Source organism: Stenotrophomonas sp. ISL-67 (assembly GCF_018612915.1).
GTDB lineage: Bacteria > Pseudomonadota > Gammaproteobacteria > Xanthomonadales > Xanthomonadaceae > Stenotrophomonas.
Genome location: NZ_JAGGRL010000009.1, coordinates 86,143 through 105,261, shown reverse-complemented (window position 1 = coordinate 105,261; position 19,119 = coordinate 86,143). Strand labels below are relative to the sequence as shown.

Sequence of the window (19,119 nt, the reverse complement as noted above, 5' to 3'; positions counted from 1 at the left end):
CGGACCAGATGGCGAGGGCCCTTGGCAGCGGCTCGCCTGACCGCTGACAGGATGGCTTCCGCCGTGACACCCTGCTCCTGGGCACGTCGCACGCTCCTGTACACCGCGTTGAGCAGGCTTCGTACTTTAGTCAGCATTGGACATCTCCCTAGGGGTTCGGTTTCTTCTTTTCATTTCGAAGAGCCGCATCACAACACCCATGCAACAGCGGCGCCGGCACTGAGCCCCGCCAGCGCGATCACAACCATGGCCGATTTCCATTTTCTACGGGACCGCGCGTACGCCGCGGCGGCCTCGGCATTCGTACGTTCCAGCGCCTCACGCTCTTGCCGGTGCAGGGCGGCATCCGCCTCGCGTTCGCTTGTCAACCGTCGGGAGGTAACTTCTTCACGAGAAAGCAATTCGGCTTCGCGAGCGTCCCATGACTGCTGGAGAGCCTGCCATTCTTCTTGCCGTGCGTCCCATTGCTGCTGGCTGGCCTGCCATTCGCCCTGAAGCGCGTGGACCTCGGCTTCGCGTGCGAAAAACGCCTTGTCTGTTTCATCCTTCGCCGCTTGGAGCGTCTGTGCGAAAGCCGCCGTAGCGCCCCATTCCTGCTTGGCGACAGCGAGATCAGCTGCATACGCCTCCAGCAGGCGCGCCGTGGACGCCCACTCACGTTCCGAGCTATCGGTTCGCAGCGCGAGGGATCGCAGGCTGTGGGCCAACCCGGACAACAGCGCGGTCGCCTCTTCGTCCGGTTGCGCCTGGAAGGGAGGATTGGCCCGAAGTTTTGCGACATCTTCCTCGCGGCGCAGCCCCACGTAGTACTCCCGGTAAGGCTGATCGCTCTGATCGCCGGCGAAGACACGACTGTTGTACAGGCGATCGGCGGCGGCGACGAGCGGCTCCAACTCAGGGAACTTGACCTTGATGAAATGTGCACCCATCAGGCTGGACCACATGTCCGAATTGCCCTGGCCAAAGCGCACGACCTGCAGGCCTGCGGCTTCGAAGGTAGCAACAACCTCTTCTGTGTTGACCAGGCCGAGCTCTTTGTGCTCCTGCAACCACGCGTAGTCGTCGCCGAAGAGTTCCTGCCAGCGCCCGTTGGCGTCGAGTTCCGCCGCGTGCACCCATGGACGGTCGGGCGGGAACCCGACGATCACGACGCGGCCTGCGACGCGCGCCATCTCGGCGATGGCCTGTCGGCGAAGATGCGCGGGAATGTGTTCAATCACATCCAGCGAGACGATGGAGTCAAAGCTCTGGTCGGCGAACGGGAGCGCTGTAGCATCAGCCACGACGAAGTCCTGTTCGTCCCCCTCTGCGTGCAGGTCGGTGTACAGCAACGATGCACTGGGCAGGAATTGCCCCAGGAGACGCTGGCGGTTGGCGCCAACTTCCAGCACGCTTGGATTGGGAAGCTCGAGCGCATTCAGCAGGTGCGCCGCTGCTGCGTATCGCTGGTAGTGGTCGAACGGAATATCAAGCAGCGTCTGGGTCATGAACCTTCCACTCGTGGGGAATGTAGACAACGCCTTCGCTGAAGTAAGGGGCCGCTACGGTGAAGGCGCTGGCTTCGGACAGGTAATCCAGGCACACCAGGCCTTTGTCGGTGAACAGACCCACGTCGACGCGGTAGGTGCCGGTCAACAGGGTCATCTTCGGAATGTGGTACGTCACCCTGTGCGACCCGCGCGACATTGGAATCTGTACGCGCTCAAGGTACGTATTGGGCCCGAAGATGTGCAATCCATCCATCCCCTTGATGGCCACACCCAACAGCAGGCCGTGGATGGTTTCGTCCACCACGTTGTAACTGATGTCGACGCTCAAGGGCTCGAAGGGCGCGAGCATGTCAGTGCTCAGTGCCACTGTCTCCAGGTGCGCAGGCACGGCGCCGGACGGCGGCGATACACTGCAGACTGCTGTGGCGGATTCGGCGGCTTGCTCCTTGCCCAGCTCATAATCGCGGAAACGGTCTGCCACAAAGCTTGCCTCGCCATGCAGCTTTACCTTGCCGCCTTCCAGCCACAACGCTGTCTGGCAGAAGCGCTTGACCTGCTCCAACGAGTGGGAAACGAAGAGAATCGTGGCCCCCCGAGCGCGGATCTGTTCGATCCGGGCGAGGCACTTCATCTGGAATCGGATATCGCCGACCGACAGCGCCTCGTCGATGATCAGCACATCCGGCTCTGTATGGATAGCAACCGAGAACGCGAGCCGCACGTACATGCCGCTGGAATATGTTTTCACCGGACGATCAAAGAAGTCGCCAATGTCTGCGAATGCAATGATCGCATCCAGCTTCTCATCAACTTCCTTGCGCGCAAGCCCCAGCAGTGAGGCGCTCAGGTACACATTGTCGCGACCAGAGAAGTCCGGATTGAAGCCAGCCCCCAGCTCAAGCAACGCCGCGAAGCGCCCATGGATGGCGACCGAGCCGGACGTCGGGCGCACGGTTCCGCAAAGGATCTGCAGCAACGTGGACTTTCCGGCGCCATTGCGGCCGATGATGCCAACCGTTTCACCACGCGGTACGACCAGATTGACGCCGTCCAACGCCCGGAACGTACGACTGGCACGGTCGCCAGAAGGCTTGAGCAACGAGAGCAGGCGATCCTGTGGACTCGCATAGACAGGATAGTCTTTCGTTACATCGACCACTTCAATTGCAGCGTGGAGATGCCCGGACGTGCCATCGGGTAGCGAATTGTTCATAGGACGTCCGAGAAGCCGCGCGACAAGCGGCGGAAGAGCGCATAGGAGAGCAGCGCGGCAATCACCGACAGCGTGAAGTGCGGCAACAGTGCCGTCAGGTCGGGAGGCGAGTTCTGTATCGTCACCAGCCTCAGCTGCTCGATGGGTGTTACGAGGGGATTGAGATGAATGATCCCCTTCACTGCTTCCGGCATTGCCTTGGCCGGGAAGAAAATCGGGCTGAGGAACAGCAACATGCTGCTGAGGATGCCAACGAACTGGCTGATATCACGCAGGTACACGCCCAACGCGGACAGAGACCATGCGATGGCCAGCAGCATCGGGGTCATTTCAAGAATGATGAACGGGGCTGTCATCGCCCAGACAGACGGCAGCCCTGATTGCCAGACCTGCGCTACCAGCAGTATTGCCAGGCCGATACCCGCAGTCGTCAGCGCCGCTGCCACCTTGACGATCGAAAGCATCGGCAAGGGGAACACGACTTTCTTTACGAAGTTGGGCTGGCCAGCAATGATGTTCGGCGCCGTGATCAGCGTTTCGGACAGCAGGCTGAAGGGCACCAGGCCGGCAAACAACATCAAAGCGAAGTCGGCGGTGGAATCCGCGCCCGCCCAGCGAGCTTTGAACACGCCACTGAACACGAGGGTGTACACGGAAAGCATCAGCAACGGCTGCAGTACCAGCCACAGCACCCCGAGGGTTGTGGTTCGGTAGCGTGTAGCCAGTTCGCGCCCCAACAGCTGGCGGAAAAGGAACATGAGATTGGCGTGCTTCTGCATTGATCAGCGGTTCCCGGAGGCCAGCGCCCGCTCCAGATCCACCTGCAGATCCCCCAACTCCTCCACCCCCACGCTCAGCCTTACCAGCGCATCACTGATGCCCAACTGCTCACGCCGCGCCACCGGAATGGACGCATGCGTCATCACCGCCGGATGGTTCACCAGGCTTTCCACCCCCCCCAGCGATTCGGCCAGGGTAAACAGCTCGGTCTTCTCGCAGAACCGCTTCGCCGCCTCGAACCCGCCCTTGAGCACGATCGAGACGATGCCGCCGTAGCCGTTCATCTGGCGCGTGGCCAGTTCATGCTGCGGATGCGAGACCAGGCCCGGGTAGATCACCTTTTCCACCGCCGGGTGCGTTTCCAGCCACTGGGCCAGGGCCAGCGCATTGGCGCAGTGCGCCTTCATGCGCAGCGGCAGGGTCTTCAGGCCACGCAGGGCCAGGAAGCTGTCGAACGGACCCTGCACGCCCCCGATGGAGTTCTGCAGGAAGGCCATCTGCTCGGCAAGTTCGGCGTTGTCGCCCACCACCACCATGCCGCCGACCATGTCCGAGTGGCCGTTGAGGTACTTGGTGGCCGAGTGCAGGACCAGGTCCGCGCCCAGCTCCAGCGGGCGCTGCAGCATCGGCGAGGCGAAGGTGTTGTCCACCACCACGATCAGGCCATGGCGCTTGGCGATGGCGGCGACTGCGGCGATGTCCACGATCTTGAGCATCGGGTTGGTCGGGGTTTCGATCCAGACCATCTTCGTCTGCGGGGTGATCGCCGCTTCGAAGGCAGCCAGGTCGGTCAGGTCGACGAAGCCGAACTGCAGCCCGGCGGTGCGCTTGCGCACGCGCTCGAACAGGCGGAACGTGCCGCCGTAGATGTCGTCCATCGCCACCACGTGGCTGCCGGCATCCAGCAGCTCCATCACCGTGGCGGTGGCGGCCATGCCCGAGGCGAAGGCGTAGCCACGGCTGCCACCCTCCAGCGAGGCCACGCAACGCTCATAGGCGAAGCGGGTCGGGTTGTGGGTGCGCGAGTACTCGAAGCCCTGGTGCTCGCCGGGGCTCGACTGGGCGTAGGTGGAAGTGGCGTAGATCGGCGGCATCACCGCGCCGGTGCTCGGGTCGGGCGACTGCCCACCATGGATGGCCAGCGTGGCCAGCGCGAGCTGGCGCTTGGAGTGCCCGGAGGCTGCAGGATCGGACATGGGATTCCCAGCGATTGAGAGCCCCAAACGGGGCCCGCTTTAAATGGAGCGGAAGTCTATCAGCGCAGGCTTAATCAGCCGTTGACGCGGATAAACGCAGGTTGAGTGCCGAACGTCGGCCATCGCGCGCTTATTGCACGCGACGACGCAGGTAATTCAGCAGGTCGATCCGGGTAATCAGGCCGAGGAAGCTGCCGCCGTCCATGATGATGGCGACCTGGCCGCGGTCGAACACCGGCAGCAGGGCCTCGATCGGTGACTTCACGTCCAGCCGGTCCAGCTTGCTGACCATGGCGGTGGCGACCTTGTCGCGGAAGCGCGTTTCGTCGCCGTAGACGTGCAGCAGCACGTCGCTTTCGTCGACGATGCCGACCAGCTGGTCGCCATCCATCACGGGCAGCTGCGACACGTCGTACAGCTTCATGCGCTGGTAGGCGGTGGTCAGCAGGTCGTTCGGGCCGATCACCACGGTGTCGCGCTGGCCATACGGGCGCAGGATCAGGTCGCGCAGGTCACCGGTCTGCGGGCGCTCCAGGAAGCCGTTGTCCAGCATCCAGTAGTCGTTGTACATCTTGGAGAGGTACTTGTTGCCGGTGTCGGGAACCAGCACCAGCACCTTCTTCGGGGTGGTCTGCTCACGGCAGTACTTCAGCGCGGCGGCCAGCAGGGTACCGGTGGACGAGCCCCCCAGGATGCCTTCCTTGCCCAGCAGCTCGCGCGCGGTGTGGAAGCTTTCGGCGTCGGTGATCGCGTAGGCCTTGGTGACCCGGCTGAAATCGGCGATCGAGGGCAGGAAGTCCTCGCCGATGCCTTCCACCAGCCAGCTGCCCGACTTGTCGTTGAGCACGCCGTCGTTGATGTACTCGGCCAGGATCGAACCGACCGGGTCGGCCAGCACCAGTTCGGTCTTCGGCGACAGGGTGGCGAAGGCGCGCGACAGGCCGGTCATGGTGCCGGAGCTGCCGCAGCCGAACACGATGGCGTCCAGGTCGCCGTCCATCTGCTCCAGGATCTCCGGGCCGGTGCCAAATTCGTGGGCGGCCGGGTTGTCCGGGTTGCCGAACTGGTTGATGAAGTACGCGCCTGGGGTTTCCTCGGCCACGCGCTGGGCCATGTCCTGGTAGTACTCGGGGTGGCCCTTGGCTACGTCCGAGCGGGTCAGGCGCACTTCGGCGCCCATCGCCTTGAGGTTGAAGATCTTCTCGCGGCTCATCTTGTCCGGAACCACCAGGATGAGCTTGTAGCCCTTCTGCTGGGCGACCAGGGCCAGGCCCAGGCCGGTGTTGCCGGCGGTGCCCTCCACCAGTGTCGCACCCGGCTTGAGATCGCCGCGCTTTTCAGCAGCCTCGATCATCGACAGGCCAATGCGGTCCTTGATGGACCCTCCGGGATTGGCGCTTTCGAGCTTCAGGTACAGCTCGCAGACACCGGTGTCCAGGCGCTGGGCCTTGACGATCGGGGTCTTGCCAATGAGGTCGAGTACGGAGGAATGGATTGCCATCGGGTCACATCGATTCGCGCCGCAGGGCGGCCGGACCCCCGATTATCCGACAGATGGTAGAGACACGCCATGCGTGTGGGGACAGCCCGGAAAGAGCGACGCGGACGGCGCCCGTCGACGAGGAGACGGACGCCGCCCGCGGCGTTGGGTGGCAGGTGCCGACCGTGGGGCCGGCACGCAGGGACGTTAATTCAGGGGGGAGGAGTACATCCGTTCCAGCTTCTGCTTTGCCAGCAGCTTCTCACGCTTCATCTGGCCCAGAGTTCCACCATCTATCGGAAGTACGCCCAGCTCGGCATCCATACACTTCTTGTTCAACTTCTGGTGCCGTTCGTAAAGCGCCTTGAATTCCGGATCACGCTGGCGGCGTGCGTCGATTTCACTCTGGGGCTGACCTTCAAACATGATGAACCTCCTATCGCGTTTACAGCACAAACAAGAACGCCCCGGCTGGTAAGGCACGGGGCGTTGCTTCGGGAGGAGCGCCGGCATCCACCGCCATCGCAGCCGAACCCAGGCACACAGCCGGGGTTGCCCGGCCTGCAGACTGCTCTGGTTCGTGCCCTCGATGCATCGGCCCGGCCCTCCAATCGTCCGGGTCGCGGAAGGCCACCCGGACAATTGACCCTACGCCTGCCAAGGAGCCGGTTCAAGGGGTTCGTTTGAAATCGCTGGCGCGCTCCAGTGGAGGTTCAGCCTGAACGCGCAGTCCAACGAAAATTAAACAAAAACATGGGGTTGCGTCATTCTGACGCAGCCACGACCAACGGTCGTGACCTACCGGCAAATCCCCACGATTGGACCTTGGTCATCACGCTGTTCACGGCGCGATGATGACCTCGGCCGAACGTGCCTTGGTCGCTGCCGCCTTCTTGCCGCTGACCTGCAGGCGGCTGGCGCTGACGCCGGCCCCCACCAGGGCATCGCGCAGGGCGTCGGCACGCTGCTGCCCTACCCCGGCGGCGGCGTCGTAGGCCTCGATCCGGACCCGGCCCTTCTTGCCGATGTTCAGGTACTCGGCGAGCGCCTTGGCCTGGCCTTTGGCACCGGCCGAGAGCGCACCCGTGCCACTGGCGAAGGCATCGCCGGCAAAGGTGAACACCTCGCCGCGGCTGTTGAACTTCGAGCCCGGCAGCGTGTTGCCCGAGACCAATTCGGCCTCTTCGCGGGCCAGCTTGGCGGCGTTCTGCTGGGCCGCGCTCAGCCGCGCGGTCTGCTTGCCGGCCACGCTGGTCAGGGCGGTTTCGGCGTCCTGGCGGGCCAGCGCTTCGGTTTCGGCGGCCAGGCGCAGGCGGTCGGACTCTTCGGCCTGGATCTGCGCCTGCACGCGCAGCCGCTCGCTTTCCTGGCGGGCACGCTGGGCATCGCGGCGGCTGGCTTCGATCAGCAGGTCGCTGCGGGTGCGCTCGAGCTGGGTCACTTCGCGCTTGGCCAGGGCGGCGCGCACGCTGGTTTCGGCAATCTCCACCCGGCGGTCGGCCAGGTAGCGGGCCTGGTCGAGGTCACGGCGCTTGGCATCGGCCAAGGCGGCAATGGCCTGCTGGGCCTGCAGGCGTTCATAGGCGGCCAGCTCGCTGGCGTCCGGGTTGGCCTGGATCGCGATCAGGCGTTGGGTGAGCTGGGCCACGGCCGGGTCTTCGGCGGCGAAGGCCTGCGCGGACAAGGCCAGGCCGACGGCGAGCAACAGGGGCGACAGGCGCAGGGCGGTCTTCATCGGCGGTCCTCCCCGGCGGCAAGCTGGCGTTCGAGCTGGGTCACCTCGTTGCGGCGCAGCTGCAGCTGGGCGGTGGCGGTGGCCTCCTCGCTGCGGGCGCGGGCCAGGTCGGCGTCGGCGGTGGCCCGTACGGCCAGGGCCGGGGCGTTCTTGCGCTCGCGGCGGTCGCCGGCGGCGCGCTGGGCCTGTTCCAGGCCCTGGCGGGCCACGGCGATCAGGTCCGGAGCGTACTGGTCGGCGTCGGCCTGGGTGGCCTTGTCCACGGCCTGGCGGGCCTGCATGAGCTCCAGCGCGCCGTCCTGGGCCAGGGCCGGCCCGGCCAGTGCGAATGCGCACGCCATCACGCAACTGCTCAAAACTACATACGGGGTACGCCGCATTTGTGCGAAGCTAGGATTCATTGGGGGTGCCGTTCGCCTGAAGAAGGTGCGCGGCCATTGTCGGAAGCCTGCGGCGTGCTTGCAATGGCATGTCGCCGATTGTTGGGGAAACATTTCGCATGGATATCGGCTATTTCCTGAAGCTGATGACCGAAAAGAACGCTTCGGACATGTTCTTGACCACCGGAGCCCCGGTGTACATCAAGATCGAAGGCAAGCTGTACCCGCTGGGCAACACCGGGCTGCCGCCCGGGATGGTCAAGAAAATCGCCTATTCGCTGATGGACGAAGGCCAGGTGCCCCAGTTCGAGCGCGATCTTGAGCTCAACATGGCCATCGCCCTGCCCGACGCGGGGCGCTTCCGCATCAACGTGTTCAAGCAGCGCGGCGAGGTCGGCATGGTGATCCGTGCCATCCGCAGCAAGATTCCCAGCATCGAAGAGCTCAACCTGCCCCAGGTCCTGAAGGACGTCATCATGACCCCGCGCGGGCTGGTGCTGGTGGTCGGCTCGACCGGTTCGGGCAAGTCGACCTCGCTGGCCTCGATGATCGACCACCGCAACAGCACCACGACCGGGCACATCCTCACCATCGAGGACCCGATCGAGTACCTGCACAAGCACAAGATGTCGATCGTCAACCAGCGCGAGGTCGGGCTGGATACCCACGCCTTCCACAATGCGCTGAAGAACGCGATGCGTGAAGCGCCGGACGTGATCCTGATCGGCGAAATCCTGGATTCGGAAACGATGGAGGCGGCCATCGCCTTCGCCGAAACCGGTCACCTGTGCCTGGCCACGCTGCACTCCAACAACGCCGACCAGACCATCGAGCGCATCCTCAACTTCTTCCCCGAGAGCGCGCACCGCAACGTGCTGATGAACCTCTCGCTGAACCTGCGCGCGGTGATTTCCCAGCGGCTGGTGAAGGGCCAGGACGGGCGCCGCCTGCCGGCCACCGAGGTGTTGATCAACACGCCGATGATCCGCGACCTGCTGCGCCGCGGCCAGGTGCACGAGATCAAGGCCGCGATGGAGGGTTCGCTGGAAGAAGGCATGGAAAGCTTCGACCAGTGCCTGTTCCGGATGGCCAAGAACGGCATCATCGAGCAGGAGGAGGCGCTGCGTGCAGCCGATTCGCGTGACGGCCTGGCGTTGAAGTTCCGCCTGTCCGAAGGCGGCGCCGAGCACGACCCGTACGCGGATTATTCGCAGCAGGGCGCACCGGCGGCGATCACGCACGGGTTTTGACGGCAGCTTCGATGGGGTTGGCCGGTGTCCGGCCAGTCCCAGCCGACAGGGACCGCCTGGGCCGGCCAACGGCCGGCGCTACCGGGACTGTCCGGAGCACGGTGGATGGATACGGATCCCAATGGGCCCATGGTTGATTGATCCCGATCCCAATGGGCCCGTAACAATTCGTAGCCCCGAAGAGAACGGCAGGAGCCGTTCTCAACGTCGCGAAGCGACGGCCCGAAGGGTGCCCGCCAGGACGGCGGGCATAACGTTGGCCGGACACCGCGCGCAGCGCGGCACAAGCGTCCGAACGCGGTACGGTTACCGCTTGCGGCCAACCACCCGACGTTTAACGGTACCGAAGCCGCCCGTCACGCCACCCAATCCACCTGGTTTTCCGGCCGTGCCGCCTCGAACGCCGGCAGGGCCGCACAGGCCTCTTCAATCCGTACCAGGGTCGGGTACGGCGCCAGGTCCACGTGGAAGCGCCGCGCGTTGAACAGCTGCGGCACCAGGCAGCAGTCGGCCAGGGTCGGGCTGTCGCCGTGGCAGAAGCGCCCGGTGTCCACCGATTCGACCAGCAACCGCTCCATGGCGTCGAAGCCGACCCGCATCCAGTGACAGATCCAGTCGTCGCGCTCGGCCTGCGGCACGTTCCAGGTGTCATCGAAGAACTGCAGCACCCGCAGGTTGTTCAGCGGGTGGATGTCGCACGCCACCAGCTGCGCCAGGGCGCGCACCCGGGCGCGGCCGGCGGCGTCGTCGGGTAACAGCGGCGGTTCCAGGAACACCTCGTCGAGGTATTCCAGGATCGCCATCGACTGGTGCAGTACCCGCTCGCCATGCACCAGGGTAGGCACCAGCTCCTGCGGGTTGAGCGCGGCGTAACCGGCGCTGTGCTGCTGGCCGCCGTCGCGGACCAGGTGCACCGGGGTAATGGTGTGCTCCAGCCCCTTCAGGTTCAGGCCGATGCGCACGCGGTAAGCCGCGCTGGAGCGCCAGTAGCTGAACAGTTCGATGCGGTCGGCCGAGGTGTTCAGGGCCGTGTCGCCTGTTCGATGCGCTGTTCGATGGCGCCGAAGATGCTCTCGCCAGCGGCGTCGAACATTTCAATGCGGACCACGTCGCCGAACGACATGAACGGCGTGCTCGGCTTGCCGTCGCGCAGGGTTTCCACGGTGCGCTGCTCGGCAAAGCACGAGGCGCCCCTGCTGGTGTCTTCGTTGGCGATGGTGCCCGAGCCGACGATGGCACCGGCGCCGAGCGGGCGGGTTTTGGCCGCATGCGCGACCAGCTGGGCGAAATTGAACTGCATGTCCACGCCGGCTTCAGGCGCACCGAACCAGGCGCCGTTGACATGGGTGACCAGCGGCAGGTGCACCTTGCTGTCCTGCCAGGCGTCGCCCAGTTCGTCGGGGGTGACGAACACCGGCGACAGCGCCGAGCGCGGCTTGGACTGCAGGAAGCCGAAGCCCTTGGCCAGCTCGCCCGGAATGAGGTTGCGCAACGAGACGTCATTGACCAGGCCGACCAGCTGGATATGGCCCGCAGCCTGTTCCGGGGTGACCGCCATCGGCACGTCATCGGTGATTACCACCAGCTCGGCTTCCAGGTCGATGCCGTACTCCTCGCTGATCACCTTGACCGCATCGCGCGGGCCATGGAAACCGGCGCTGGTGGCCTGGTACATCAGGGGGTCGGTGTAGAAGCTTTCCGGCACTTCGGCGCCACGGGCGCGGCGCACGCGTTCGACGTGCGGCAGGTAAGCGCTGCCATCGACAAATTCATAGGCGCGCGGCAACGGCGCGGCCAATGCCTGCAGGTCGATGTCGAATACACCGTCGGCGCTGCCATCGTTGAGCGACTCGTACAGCGCATTCAGGCGCGGCGCCAGGTGGCTCCAGTCTTCCAGCGCCTGCTGCAGGGTGGCGGCGATCCCGGTGGCGCGCACGCCATGACGCAGGTCGCGCGACACCACGATCAGGGTGCCGTCGCGGCCGCCTTCCTTCAAAGAACCAAGCTTCATTGGGTGGGTATCCGGGATCGTAGAAAAATAGGTTTCGAGTGTAACCAAATACGCGCGGGTGCCAAGGGCAGTGCGTCAAACGACGATAAACCATCCCGCGTGATCGCGCGGGGCGTGGGGCCGACGGCCGGTGGTCCGGGTCCGGGTCCGGGTGTGGGTGCAGGTCCGGGCCGAGGCCGGGTAGTGTCGGTCGACAGACGACTGCCGATAACGGTGATCGGCAGGGAGACGCATCGTCCTTCGGTGGGAAACGACGTTTTCGTTCGAAGTCCATGCGTTACCGGGGTGCCATACCGGGTCGGGTTCCCAACCTGAACGGGGCATTTGTTATGGCTGTCGCAGTTCCGCTACAATGCCGGGGTCTGCAGCGGCCGTCCGTTTCCCTTCGGGATCGCCGGCGACCGGGATTACCGTCCCTCGCCCGCCCCCACTCCGACGCCATTCGTCATGCATTCCAGTCTGCGCACCGCGTGGGCTGCACCCAATTCTCGCAGCGCGGTTCACGGGAACGCTCCGAGTCAAGCCGATCACATCGATCTGCCTTGCGTCCGGCCATTCGGCCTGGCGTTACTTCGTCTTTGGAGCTTCCACCCGATGTCTTTTGAAAACCTGGGCCTGGCCCCGTTCCTGCTGCGCGCGTTGTCCGAGCAGGGCTATGAAAACCCGACCCCGATCCAGGAGCAGGCGATCCCGCTGGCCCTGGAAGGTCGCGACCTGCTGGCCGGCGCGCAGACCGGTACCGGCAAGACCGCCGCGTTCGGCCTGCCGCTGCTGCAGCACCTGGGCACCAACCCGCAGGCCGTGAACGGCCCGCGCAAGCCGCGTGCGCTGGTGCTGGCCCCGACCCGCGAGCTGGCCACCCAGGTGCATGACAGCCTGCGCGGCTACAGCAAGTACCTGCGCATTCCCAGCGCCTGCATCTACGGCGGCGTCGGCATGGGCAACCAGTTCGACGTGCTGCGCCGTGGCGTGGACCTGCTGGTGGCCTGCCCGGGCCGCCTGATCGACCATCTGGAGCGTAAAAGCGTCGACCTGTCGGGCATCGAGATCCTGGTGCTGGACGAAGCCGACCGCATGCTCGACATGGGGTTCCTGCCGTCGATCAAGAAGATCCTGGCCAAGCTGCCGCGCCAGAACCGCCAGACCCTGCTGTTCTCGGCGACCTTCGAAGAGAGCATCAAGCAGCTGGCACTGGAATTCATGCGCGATCCGGCGCAGATCCAGGTGACCCCGAAGAACACCGTCGCCGAATCCATCACGCACTGCGTGCACCCGGTTGACGGCCCGCGCAAGCGTGACCTGCTGCTGCACCTGCTGGCCCAGGACAGCCGCGAACAGACCCTGGTGTTCGGCCGTACCAAGCACGGCTGCGACAAGCTGGCCACGTTCCTGGAGAAGTCCGGTATCAAGACCGCGGCGATCCACGGCAACAAGAGCCAGGGCCAGCGCCTGCGCGCGCTCGGCGACTTCAAGGCCGGCCGCGTGACCGTGCTGGTGGCCACCGATATCGCCGCGCGCGGTATCGACATCAACGAACTGCCGAAGGTCATCAACTACGACCTGCCGATGGTGCCGGAAGATTACGTGCATCGTATTGGCCGCACCGGCCGCAACGGCTCCACCGGCCAGGCGATCTCGCTGGTCGCCCAGGACGAAGCCAAGCTGCTGCGCCAGATCGTGCGCCTGCTGGACAAGGACATGGACATCCGCGACGTACCGGGCTTCGAGCCGCAGACCCCGATCCGCTGGGGCAACAGCGCGCCGGGCAAGGCTGAAGTGCCGGGTGGCGATCGTGCCCCGCGCAGGAACTCGCACGCGCGTCGTCCGCACGGCGACGCCCCGCGCCACGCCCACGCCGGTGCCAAGACCGGTGGCGGCCAGCGTGACGGCGCCGCGCGCGGCGCAGGCCGTGGCGCCGGCAACGGTGCCCCGCGCGGCGGTGCGCCGCAGGGCCAGCGTCGTGGCGGTGGTGGCGGTGGTGGCCGTGGCCAGGGCGGCGGTGGTCGACCCAGCTGATCCGTTCGCACGGATAACGGGTAGCGCCGGCCGTTGGCCGGCCCCGATATCGCCTGGGCCGGCCAACGGCCGGCGCTACCGGGAATGCAGAAAGGGCGACGCATTGCGTCGCCCTTTTCATTGGGCCGCGACCGCGTAGCGACACGCCATGCGTGTCCCACGTAACGTTCGGGCCGTGCGATGGACACGCATGGCGTGTCGCTACCCGCGCTGCTTGGTCGGGTTGAGCAGGTTGCCGAAGAACACCGCGTTCAACAGCAACCGCTCGGTGCCGTGCCAGTACTTGCGGTGCGCCGGGTCGTCGGCGAACAGCACCACGTTACCCTGCCCCTGCGGCGATACCAGCAGCCAGGCGGCGCCGGCCACGCGGCTGCGGTTGGTTTCGGACAGGTAGCCGTTCACCCGCGGTGTTTCGTCGATGCGCACCACGGTGGAGAACGCATTGCGGCTGAGCTTGAAGCTGATCCCGTTTTCCTTGTTGATCGCCAGCGCGGTGCGCGGTACGCCGAACGCGAGCGGGTGGCTGGTATCCACATCCGCACTGAGGATGTTGCCGCTGACCCGTTCAATGGCAGCAATGTCGCGCTGGTCGCCGAATGCACGGCGATCGGTGGCCGGCGCTTTCTCTTCCTCGCCCAACACCTCATCGCTCAACTTCTGCCCGATCGCCCATTTCGCCGCGCTGCCATAGGTCACCAGCGAACCGCCGGCGTTGACCCAGTGCTTGAGCGCGGCCACCGCGGTGGCATCCACGTTCGCGTAGGTGCCACCGGCCAGTACAATCGTGGTGTAGCGGTCCAGGTTGACCTTGCCCAGCTGCGCCGGGTCCAGCTTGCTGGCCGGCAGCTGCACCTGCTGGTCGAGCAGGAACCACGCCGAACCGATTTCGGTGGCGCTCACGCCCTCGCCCATCACCAGCGCCACCGCCGGCCTGCGCAGCGATTTGACGCTGTCGCTGCCCAGGTCGATGCCGCTGCGGCTCTGCCCGCTGGCCAGCGCATGCACCTGCACACCGCTGCTGCGTGCAACCTCATCGACCGCGGCCAGCAGCGCCTCACCGGCCAATGTCTGCCCGGCGACCGGAATCACCACGCTGCCGCGCGCGAACGCCTGCTCACCCGACGCCGTGGTGGCCGTGAACGGCTGGAACGCGGCGCGCGTCAGCACGCCCTTGGCCTGCAGCGCGTACAGCGCGCGGCTGGCGTTATAATCGCGCCAGTCGAACACATAGGCGTAGCCGGCCTGGCCACCGCTCACCCCGCCACGCGTGGCCGGCAACGCGGTAATGCGCTCACCACCGGCAACCCGGCTGCGGCTGCCGGCGAACGCCAGCCCGTAGGCCGGTGCGATCGCATAGGACGTGCTGCCGTAGAACACGTCACCCTTGATCGGTGGGGTGTCGGCGAAGATCGAATGGACCAGGCGGAACTGCGGCTGCGCGGTGGGCACCACGTAGGCACTGCCCGGCTCGAAGCGCTGGCCGTCCACGGTGACCGCTGCGCCCAGCCCCTGCACGGTGATCTGGTGCTGCAGCAGCAGGTCGAGCAGGCGCCGGGTCAGGCCCGGGTCCTTGGCATCGCCGAACACGAAGGCCTTCACCGGCTGCTGGTTGGCCTGCTTCAGCGCGGACTGGAAGAATTCCTTCTGCAGCTTCAGCAGCCCGTCGCGTTCGGTCACCGCACCGCGCACGGTGCCCAGGCCGGTGGCGACCTGGTTGCGGATGGTGAACGGGAAGGTCAGCAGGCCGTTCACCGATTCCTGCACGCGGCCGCGCGAGCTGGCCTGCTCCACGGTAACGCCGACTGCGCCGTGGAAGTCCGGGTAGGTCGAGCCGTACACCGGCGAGAAGTTGTCGAAGTTCTCACCGGTGTAGTACAGCGAGCCCAGCGCATCCAGCGATTGGGCGTGGTACGTGGCCAGGGTCTTGTTCCATTCGTACGACGACGCCGGCAACAGCGGGCTGTGCATGCTCGCCGGTGAGGGTTCGAAGTAATAGGTGCTGTCCTTGCCCATTTCGTGGAAGTCGATCTGGACGTTCGGGTACCACTGGTGGAAGTACGCGATCTTCGGCCGCGTATCCTGCTGGGTCAGCGCCAGCCAGTCGCGGTTGAGGTCGGTGAAGTAGTGGTTGGTGCGCCCCTGCGGGAACGGCTCCACGTGCTCCTTGTCGGCCGGATCGGCCGATGCCGGCGACGATGCATAGGCGTTGTGCCAGCTTGCCGCGCGGTCACGCCCATCCGGGTTCTGCGCCGGGTCGAACAGCACGATGGCATTCTGCAGCCACTGCGCGGTGTCGGCACTGCGGTTGGCCACCAGGTAATACGCGGTGAGCAGCGCGGCTTCACCGCTGGAGGTTTCGTTGCCGTGCACGCTGTAGCCCAGCCACACCACCACCGGGCTGTTGCCGGCGGCCGACAGCGGCTGCGCCGGGTCGGCCAGGGTCACGTGCTGGCGGCGCAGGGTCTCCAGTTGCTGCTGGTTCTGCGCCGAGGTCACCGTGGCGATCAGCAGCGGACGGCCCTCGTAGCTGCTGCCGATCTGCTCGACCTTGATCTTGTCCGAGTGCCTGGCCAGCTCGTTGAAGTAGGCCACCAGCTGGTCGTGCCGGGTGTAGCGGCTGCCGATCTCGTAGCCCAGGAACTGCTGCGGGGTGGGAATGGCCGGATCGAAATCACCGCCCTGCGGGAAGAAATAGGCGCTCTGCGCGAACGCCGGCGCGGCCAACAGCCACAGCGCCCCCACCACCCAGGTGATGGGACGCGACAAACCACGGAACAAGGACACAGCAAACCCCTTTTAGAAGCGGTAATCGAAGCCGACGGTGAAATAGCGGCCGCGCAGGTCGTACTGGCTGAAGTCGTACGGCGCACGGATACCCGGGAACGAGGCGTCGTACGGCGGTTCCTCGTCAGCCAGGTTCTGGACCTTCGCGTACAGGGTCAGCTTCTCCAGGCCGGTGTAGGCCAGGTACAGATCGAACTGGCTGTATGAATCCACCCGGTCCTGCACGGCCGTGGCCGCCGCACTGGCCTTCTGGTCGTACCCACTGGTGTAGTACCAGGTCAGCGCGGTGCGGAAGTCGGCGTAGGACCAGTCCAGCGTGGTGGTGGCCTTGTTCTTGGGCAGGGTAGCGCCCAGGTTGCTGCCGGCGTAGTCCACCAGCGGGCCACCGACCACGGTGGGGCGGCTGTAATCGCGCACGTGGGTGAACGCGGTGGAGAGCGAGAAGTCGCCCGCCGCTTCGGTCGGGAAGCGCTGGCGCAGTTCCACGTCGAAGCCGGAGGTCTTGAGCTCGCTCAGGTTCTGGTAGCGGTTGAACACCGCCAGCAGCTTGCCGCGCTCATCGCGGGTGACGGCGCCGGGTACATCGTTGGTGACCAGGGTCTGGGTGTTGTTGGTGCCGACCAGGTTCTCCAGTTCAATGCGGTAGTAGTCCACGCTCAGGCTGGTGTTGGACCACGGCGACAACACCAGGCCCAGGTTGTAGCTCCTGGTGCGCTCGGGCTTCAGGTCGCTGTTGCCGACGGTGAAGAAGGTCGGGTTCTGGCGCGAGCCCGGCACGTCCGGGTCACGCGGATCGATCACGCTGCCGTAGGCGATGCTGGTGCTGTTGGAGTTCTCCGACAGCGACGGCGCGCGGAAGCCCTTCGACGCGGCGGCACGCACCAGCAGGATGTCGAACGGCTGCCAGCGCAGGCTCAGCTTGGGCGAGAAGGCGTCGCCGAAATCGCTGTAGTGGTCGGCGCGCGCGGCAGCCTGCAGCTCCAGGCGCTCGGCCAGCGGCACGTTCACTTCGGCGTAGGCGGCGGTGACCTTGCGCTCACCATGCACTTCGGCGATGGCCGGGCGGATCTGCAGGCCCGCGTCGATCTGCCACGGGTTTTCCGAATCCAGTTTCTCGCGGCGCCATTCCAGCCCCGCCGCGAAGCCGATCGGGCCGGCCCAGGTGCTGCCCAGGCCACCGGAGATCTTGGCGTCCACGCCCTGCAGCACGGACTCGGCCGGGCGCAGCGTGCTCAGGTTGATGCTGTCGATCACCGACTGCGGGGTGGCCGACGGATCAAGCAGGTTGTAGCTGCCGGTGGCCAGCGCATCGGCCAGGGTCCAGCGGTTGGCGAAGCCGCCGGAAACGGTCTCGCGCTCGCTGCTGCGTGCGCCGAACGCACCTACTTCCCAATCCCAGTCCTGCAGGCTGCCGCGCAGGCCGACCACGCCGCGGTAGGCGGTGGAACGGTTGGTCTTGATGGTTGGGCCCAGGTTGAAGAAGGTGTACTCGATCGGGATCGCACGGCCGTACGGATTGAACGGGCTGCTCGCCGGCAGGTTGGACGACACCGGCTCTGCGAGTCCGGTATCGGCGTTGAGCGCGAAGCGGCCACTTTCCAGGGTGAAGAACGGGCTGCTGCCGAACCACGACACGCCCTTGATTTCGCTGTAGATCACTTCGCCGAAGGCTTCAACGTTGTCGTTCACCTTGAAGGTGCCGTTGACGTAGGCCTGGTAGCGCTTGGTCGAGGGAATCAGCGTGGTGTACGGCGCCAGGTTGTAGCCGCAGGTGTCACCGGCCAGGCCGTCGATCGGCGCGCTGGGCACCCGCGTGGTGTTTTCCGGGCACTGCCCGTTGGCGTCGAGCATGGGCACCGAGGCGCCGTTGACCAGGAAGCGCGCGCCCTTGGCCGACCAACCGTTCCAGCGGCCACCGGGCTTGTCGGTGTAGATGCCGGACTTGGTGAGGTCGCGCTGGTCCTGGTCCAGGCGCTCGCGGTTGTAGCCTTCCAGGCTGACCAGGATGTTGTAGCCATCGGCCTCCAGGTCGCCGATGCCGCCGATGAACTTCAGGTTCTGCTCGTCCAGGCCACCCTGGTCGGCGGTGCCAACGCTGCCGCCGAGCTCGGCGCCCTGGAAGTTCTGCCGGGTGATGATGTTGACCACGCCGGCCACGGCGTCGGAGCCGTACACGGCCGAGGCGCCGTCCTTTAGCACCTCGATGCGCTCAACGGCGACCATCGGCAACGCGTTGAGGTTGACGAAGGTGTCGGACAGGCCACCGGCCGGGAAGCCGTAGTTGGCCAGGCGGCGGCCATTGAGCAGCACCAGCGTGTTCTTCTGCGACAGGCCGCGCAGGCCGATGCCGGCCGAACCCGAGGCCCAGCCGTTGTTGGTGGTCTCGTTGTTGGCGTTGCCGGTGTTGGCCGAAATCGAGCGCAGCAGGTCGGCGACGGTGGCCTTGCCGGTCGCTTCGATCTCCTGGCGGCCGATCACCTGCACCGGGTTGGCGGTCTCGGTATCGGTGCGCTTGATGTTGGAGCCGGTGACGCGCACTGCCGCAAGGGTGGTGCTGTCGCTGCTGGCGGAGGCGTCGGGGCTGGCATCGGGGCCAGCGGCGGCGTCGAGGGCAAACGCGGACAAAGGCGTAGCCAGAGCGGCGGAAAGTGCCGCCACAAGAAGGGTGTGCTTGGGCATGAACTCAATGGGGGTGGTGGACGACAAGTTCCGCAGTAGCCCATGCCAAGGGCTTAACGAGCCAATAACATCGCTTCATGCGGATATAACGAAAAGTAACATCTC

13 protein-coding genes and 2 pseudogenes are annotated in these 19,119 nt (G+C 65.6%); 2 read left to right on the top strand and 13 right to left on the bottom strand.

The features are described 5' to 3' along the window. Positions 1–503 precede the first annotated feature (503 nt). The 9 genes and pseudogenes from J7J08_RS13495 to J7J08_RS10765 form a co-directional block, all read right to left on the bottom strand. Positions 504–1,172 (bottom strand): annotated as a pseudogene (locus tag J7J08_RS13495) (wsae); the annotation flags it as partial. Further along, positions 1,173–1,487 (bottom strand): annotated as a pseudogene (locus tag J7J08_RS13490) (class I SAM-dependent methyltransferase); the annotation flags it as partial. Further along, positions 1,468–2,703, bottom strand: coding sequence for an ABC transporter ATP-binding protein (locus J7J08_RS10795; protein ID WP_214905104.1), 1,236 nt, complete (start codon positions 2,701–2,703; stop codon positions 1,468–1,470). The gene J7J08_RS10795 and the pseudogene J7J08_RS13490, both read right to left, overlap by 20 nt. Next, entirely contained in the window at positions 2,700–3,461 is a 762-nt protein-coding gene (locus J7J08_RS10790) for an ABC transporter permease (protein ID WP_251006587.1), read from the bottom strand. The genes J7J08_RS10795 and J7J08_RS10790 overlap by 4 nt, the downstream gene beginning before the upstream one ends. Positions 3,462–3,485: 24 nt before the next feature. Then, positions 3,486–4,679, bottom strand: coding sequence for a cystathionine gamma-synthase (locus J7J08_RS10785; protein ID WP_214905099.1), 1,194 nt, complete (start codon positions 4,677–4,679; stop codon positions 3,486–3,488). 130 nt (positions 4,680–4,809) lie between these two features. Then, on the bottom strand, positions 4,810–6,180 hold the full coding sequence (locus J7J08_RS10780; RefSeq protein WP_214905095.1) for a pyridoxal-phosphate dependent enzyme: 1,371 nt from the start codon (positions 6,178–6,180) through the stop codon (positions 4,810–4,812). Positions 6,181–6,366: 186 nt separating this feature from the next. Continuing rightward, a complete protein-coding gene (locus J7J08_RS10775) occupies positions 6,367–6,585 on the bottom strand; it encodes a YdcH family protein (protein WP_214905092.1) in 219 nt (72 codons plus the stop codon). Between the two features lie 415 nt (positions 6,586–7,000). Then, positions 7,001–7,894: a hypothetical protein gene (locus J7J08_RS10770; protein ID WP_214905089.1), complete on the bottom strand. Its 894-nt coding sequence runs from the start codon at positions 7,892–7,894 to the stop codon at positions 7,001–7,003. Further along, positions 7,891–8,295 (bottom strand): DUF4398 domain-containing protein, encoded by a 405-nt coding sequence (locus tag J7J08_RS10765; RefSeq protein WP_214905084.1) that lies wholly within the window; start codon positions 8,293–8,295, stop codon positions 7,891–7,893. Before J7J08_RS10765 ends, J7J08_RS10770 begins: the two co-directional genes overlap by 4 nt. A gap of 98 nt (positions 8,296–8,393) precedes the next feature. Between J7J08_RS10765 and J7J08_RS10760 the strand changes: the two genes are divergently transcribed. Then, positions 8,394–9,524: a PilT/PilU family type 4a pilus ATPase gene (locus J7J08_RS10760; RefSeq protein ID WP_214905081.1), complete on the top strand. Its 1,131-nt coding sequence runs from the start codon at positions 8,394–8,396 to the stop codon at positions 9,522–9,524. 356 nt (positions 9,525–9,880) lie between these two features. On the opposite strand, the gene maiA is transcribed toward J7J08_RS10760, so the two are convergent. Further along, complete coding sequence (gene maiA, locus J7J08_RS10755) at positions 9,881–10,549, bottom strand: maleylacetoacetate isomerase (protein WP_251006586.1); 669 nt, start codon at positions 10,547–10,549, stop codon at positions 9,881–9,883. Continuing rightward, positions 10,546–11,535 carry a fumarylacetoacetate hydrolase family protein gene (locus J7J08_RS10750; RefSeq protein WP_214905078.1) on the bottom strand — a complete coding sequence of 330 codons (990 nt, stop codon included), beginning with the start codon at positions 11,533–11,535 and terminating at the stop codon, positions 10,546–10,548. Before J7J08_RS10750 ends, maiA begins: the two co-directional genes overlap by 4 nt. A 594-nt stretch (positions 11,536–12,129) precedes the next feature. On the opposite strand from J7J08_RS10750, the gene J7J08_RS10745 reads away from it, so the two are divergent. Continuing rightward, positions 12,130–13,551, top strand: coding sequence for a DEAD/DEAH box helicase (locus tag J7J08_RS10745; protein ID WP_214905075.1), 1,422 nt, complete (start codon positions 12,130–12,132; stop codon positions 13,549–13,551). A 201-nt stretch (positions 13,552–13,752) separates the two neighbouring features. On the opposite strand, the gene J7J08_RS10740 is transcribed toward J7J08_RS10745, so the two are convergent. Both J7J08_RS10740 and J7J08_RS10735 read right to left on the bottom strand, forming a co-directional pair. Further along, positions 13,753–16,317, bottom strand: a complete 2,565-nt coding sequence (locus tag J7J08_RS10740) for a M14 family zinc carboxypeptidase (protein WP_251006574.1) — start codon at positions 16,315–16,317, stop codon at positions 13,753–13,755. Between the two features lie 30 nt (positions 16,318–16,347). Next, positions 16,348–19,014, bottom strand: a complete 2,667-nt coding sequence (locus tag J7J08_RS10735) for a TonB-dependent receptor (RefSeq protein ID WP_214905073.1) — start codon at positions 19,012–19,014, stop codon at positions 16,348–16,350. Positions 19,015–19,119: the final 105 nt, after the last annotated feature.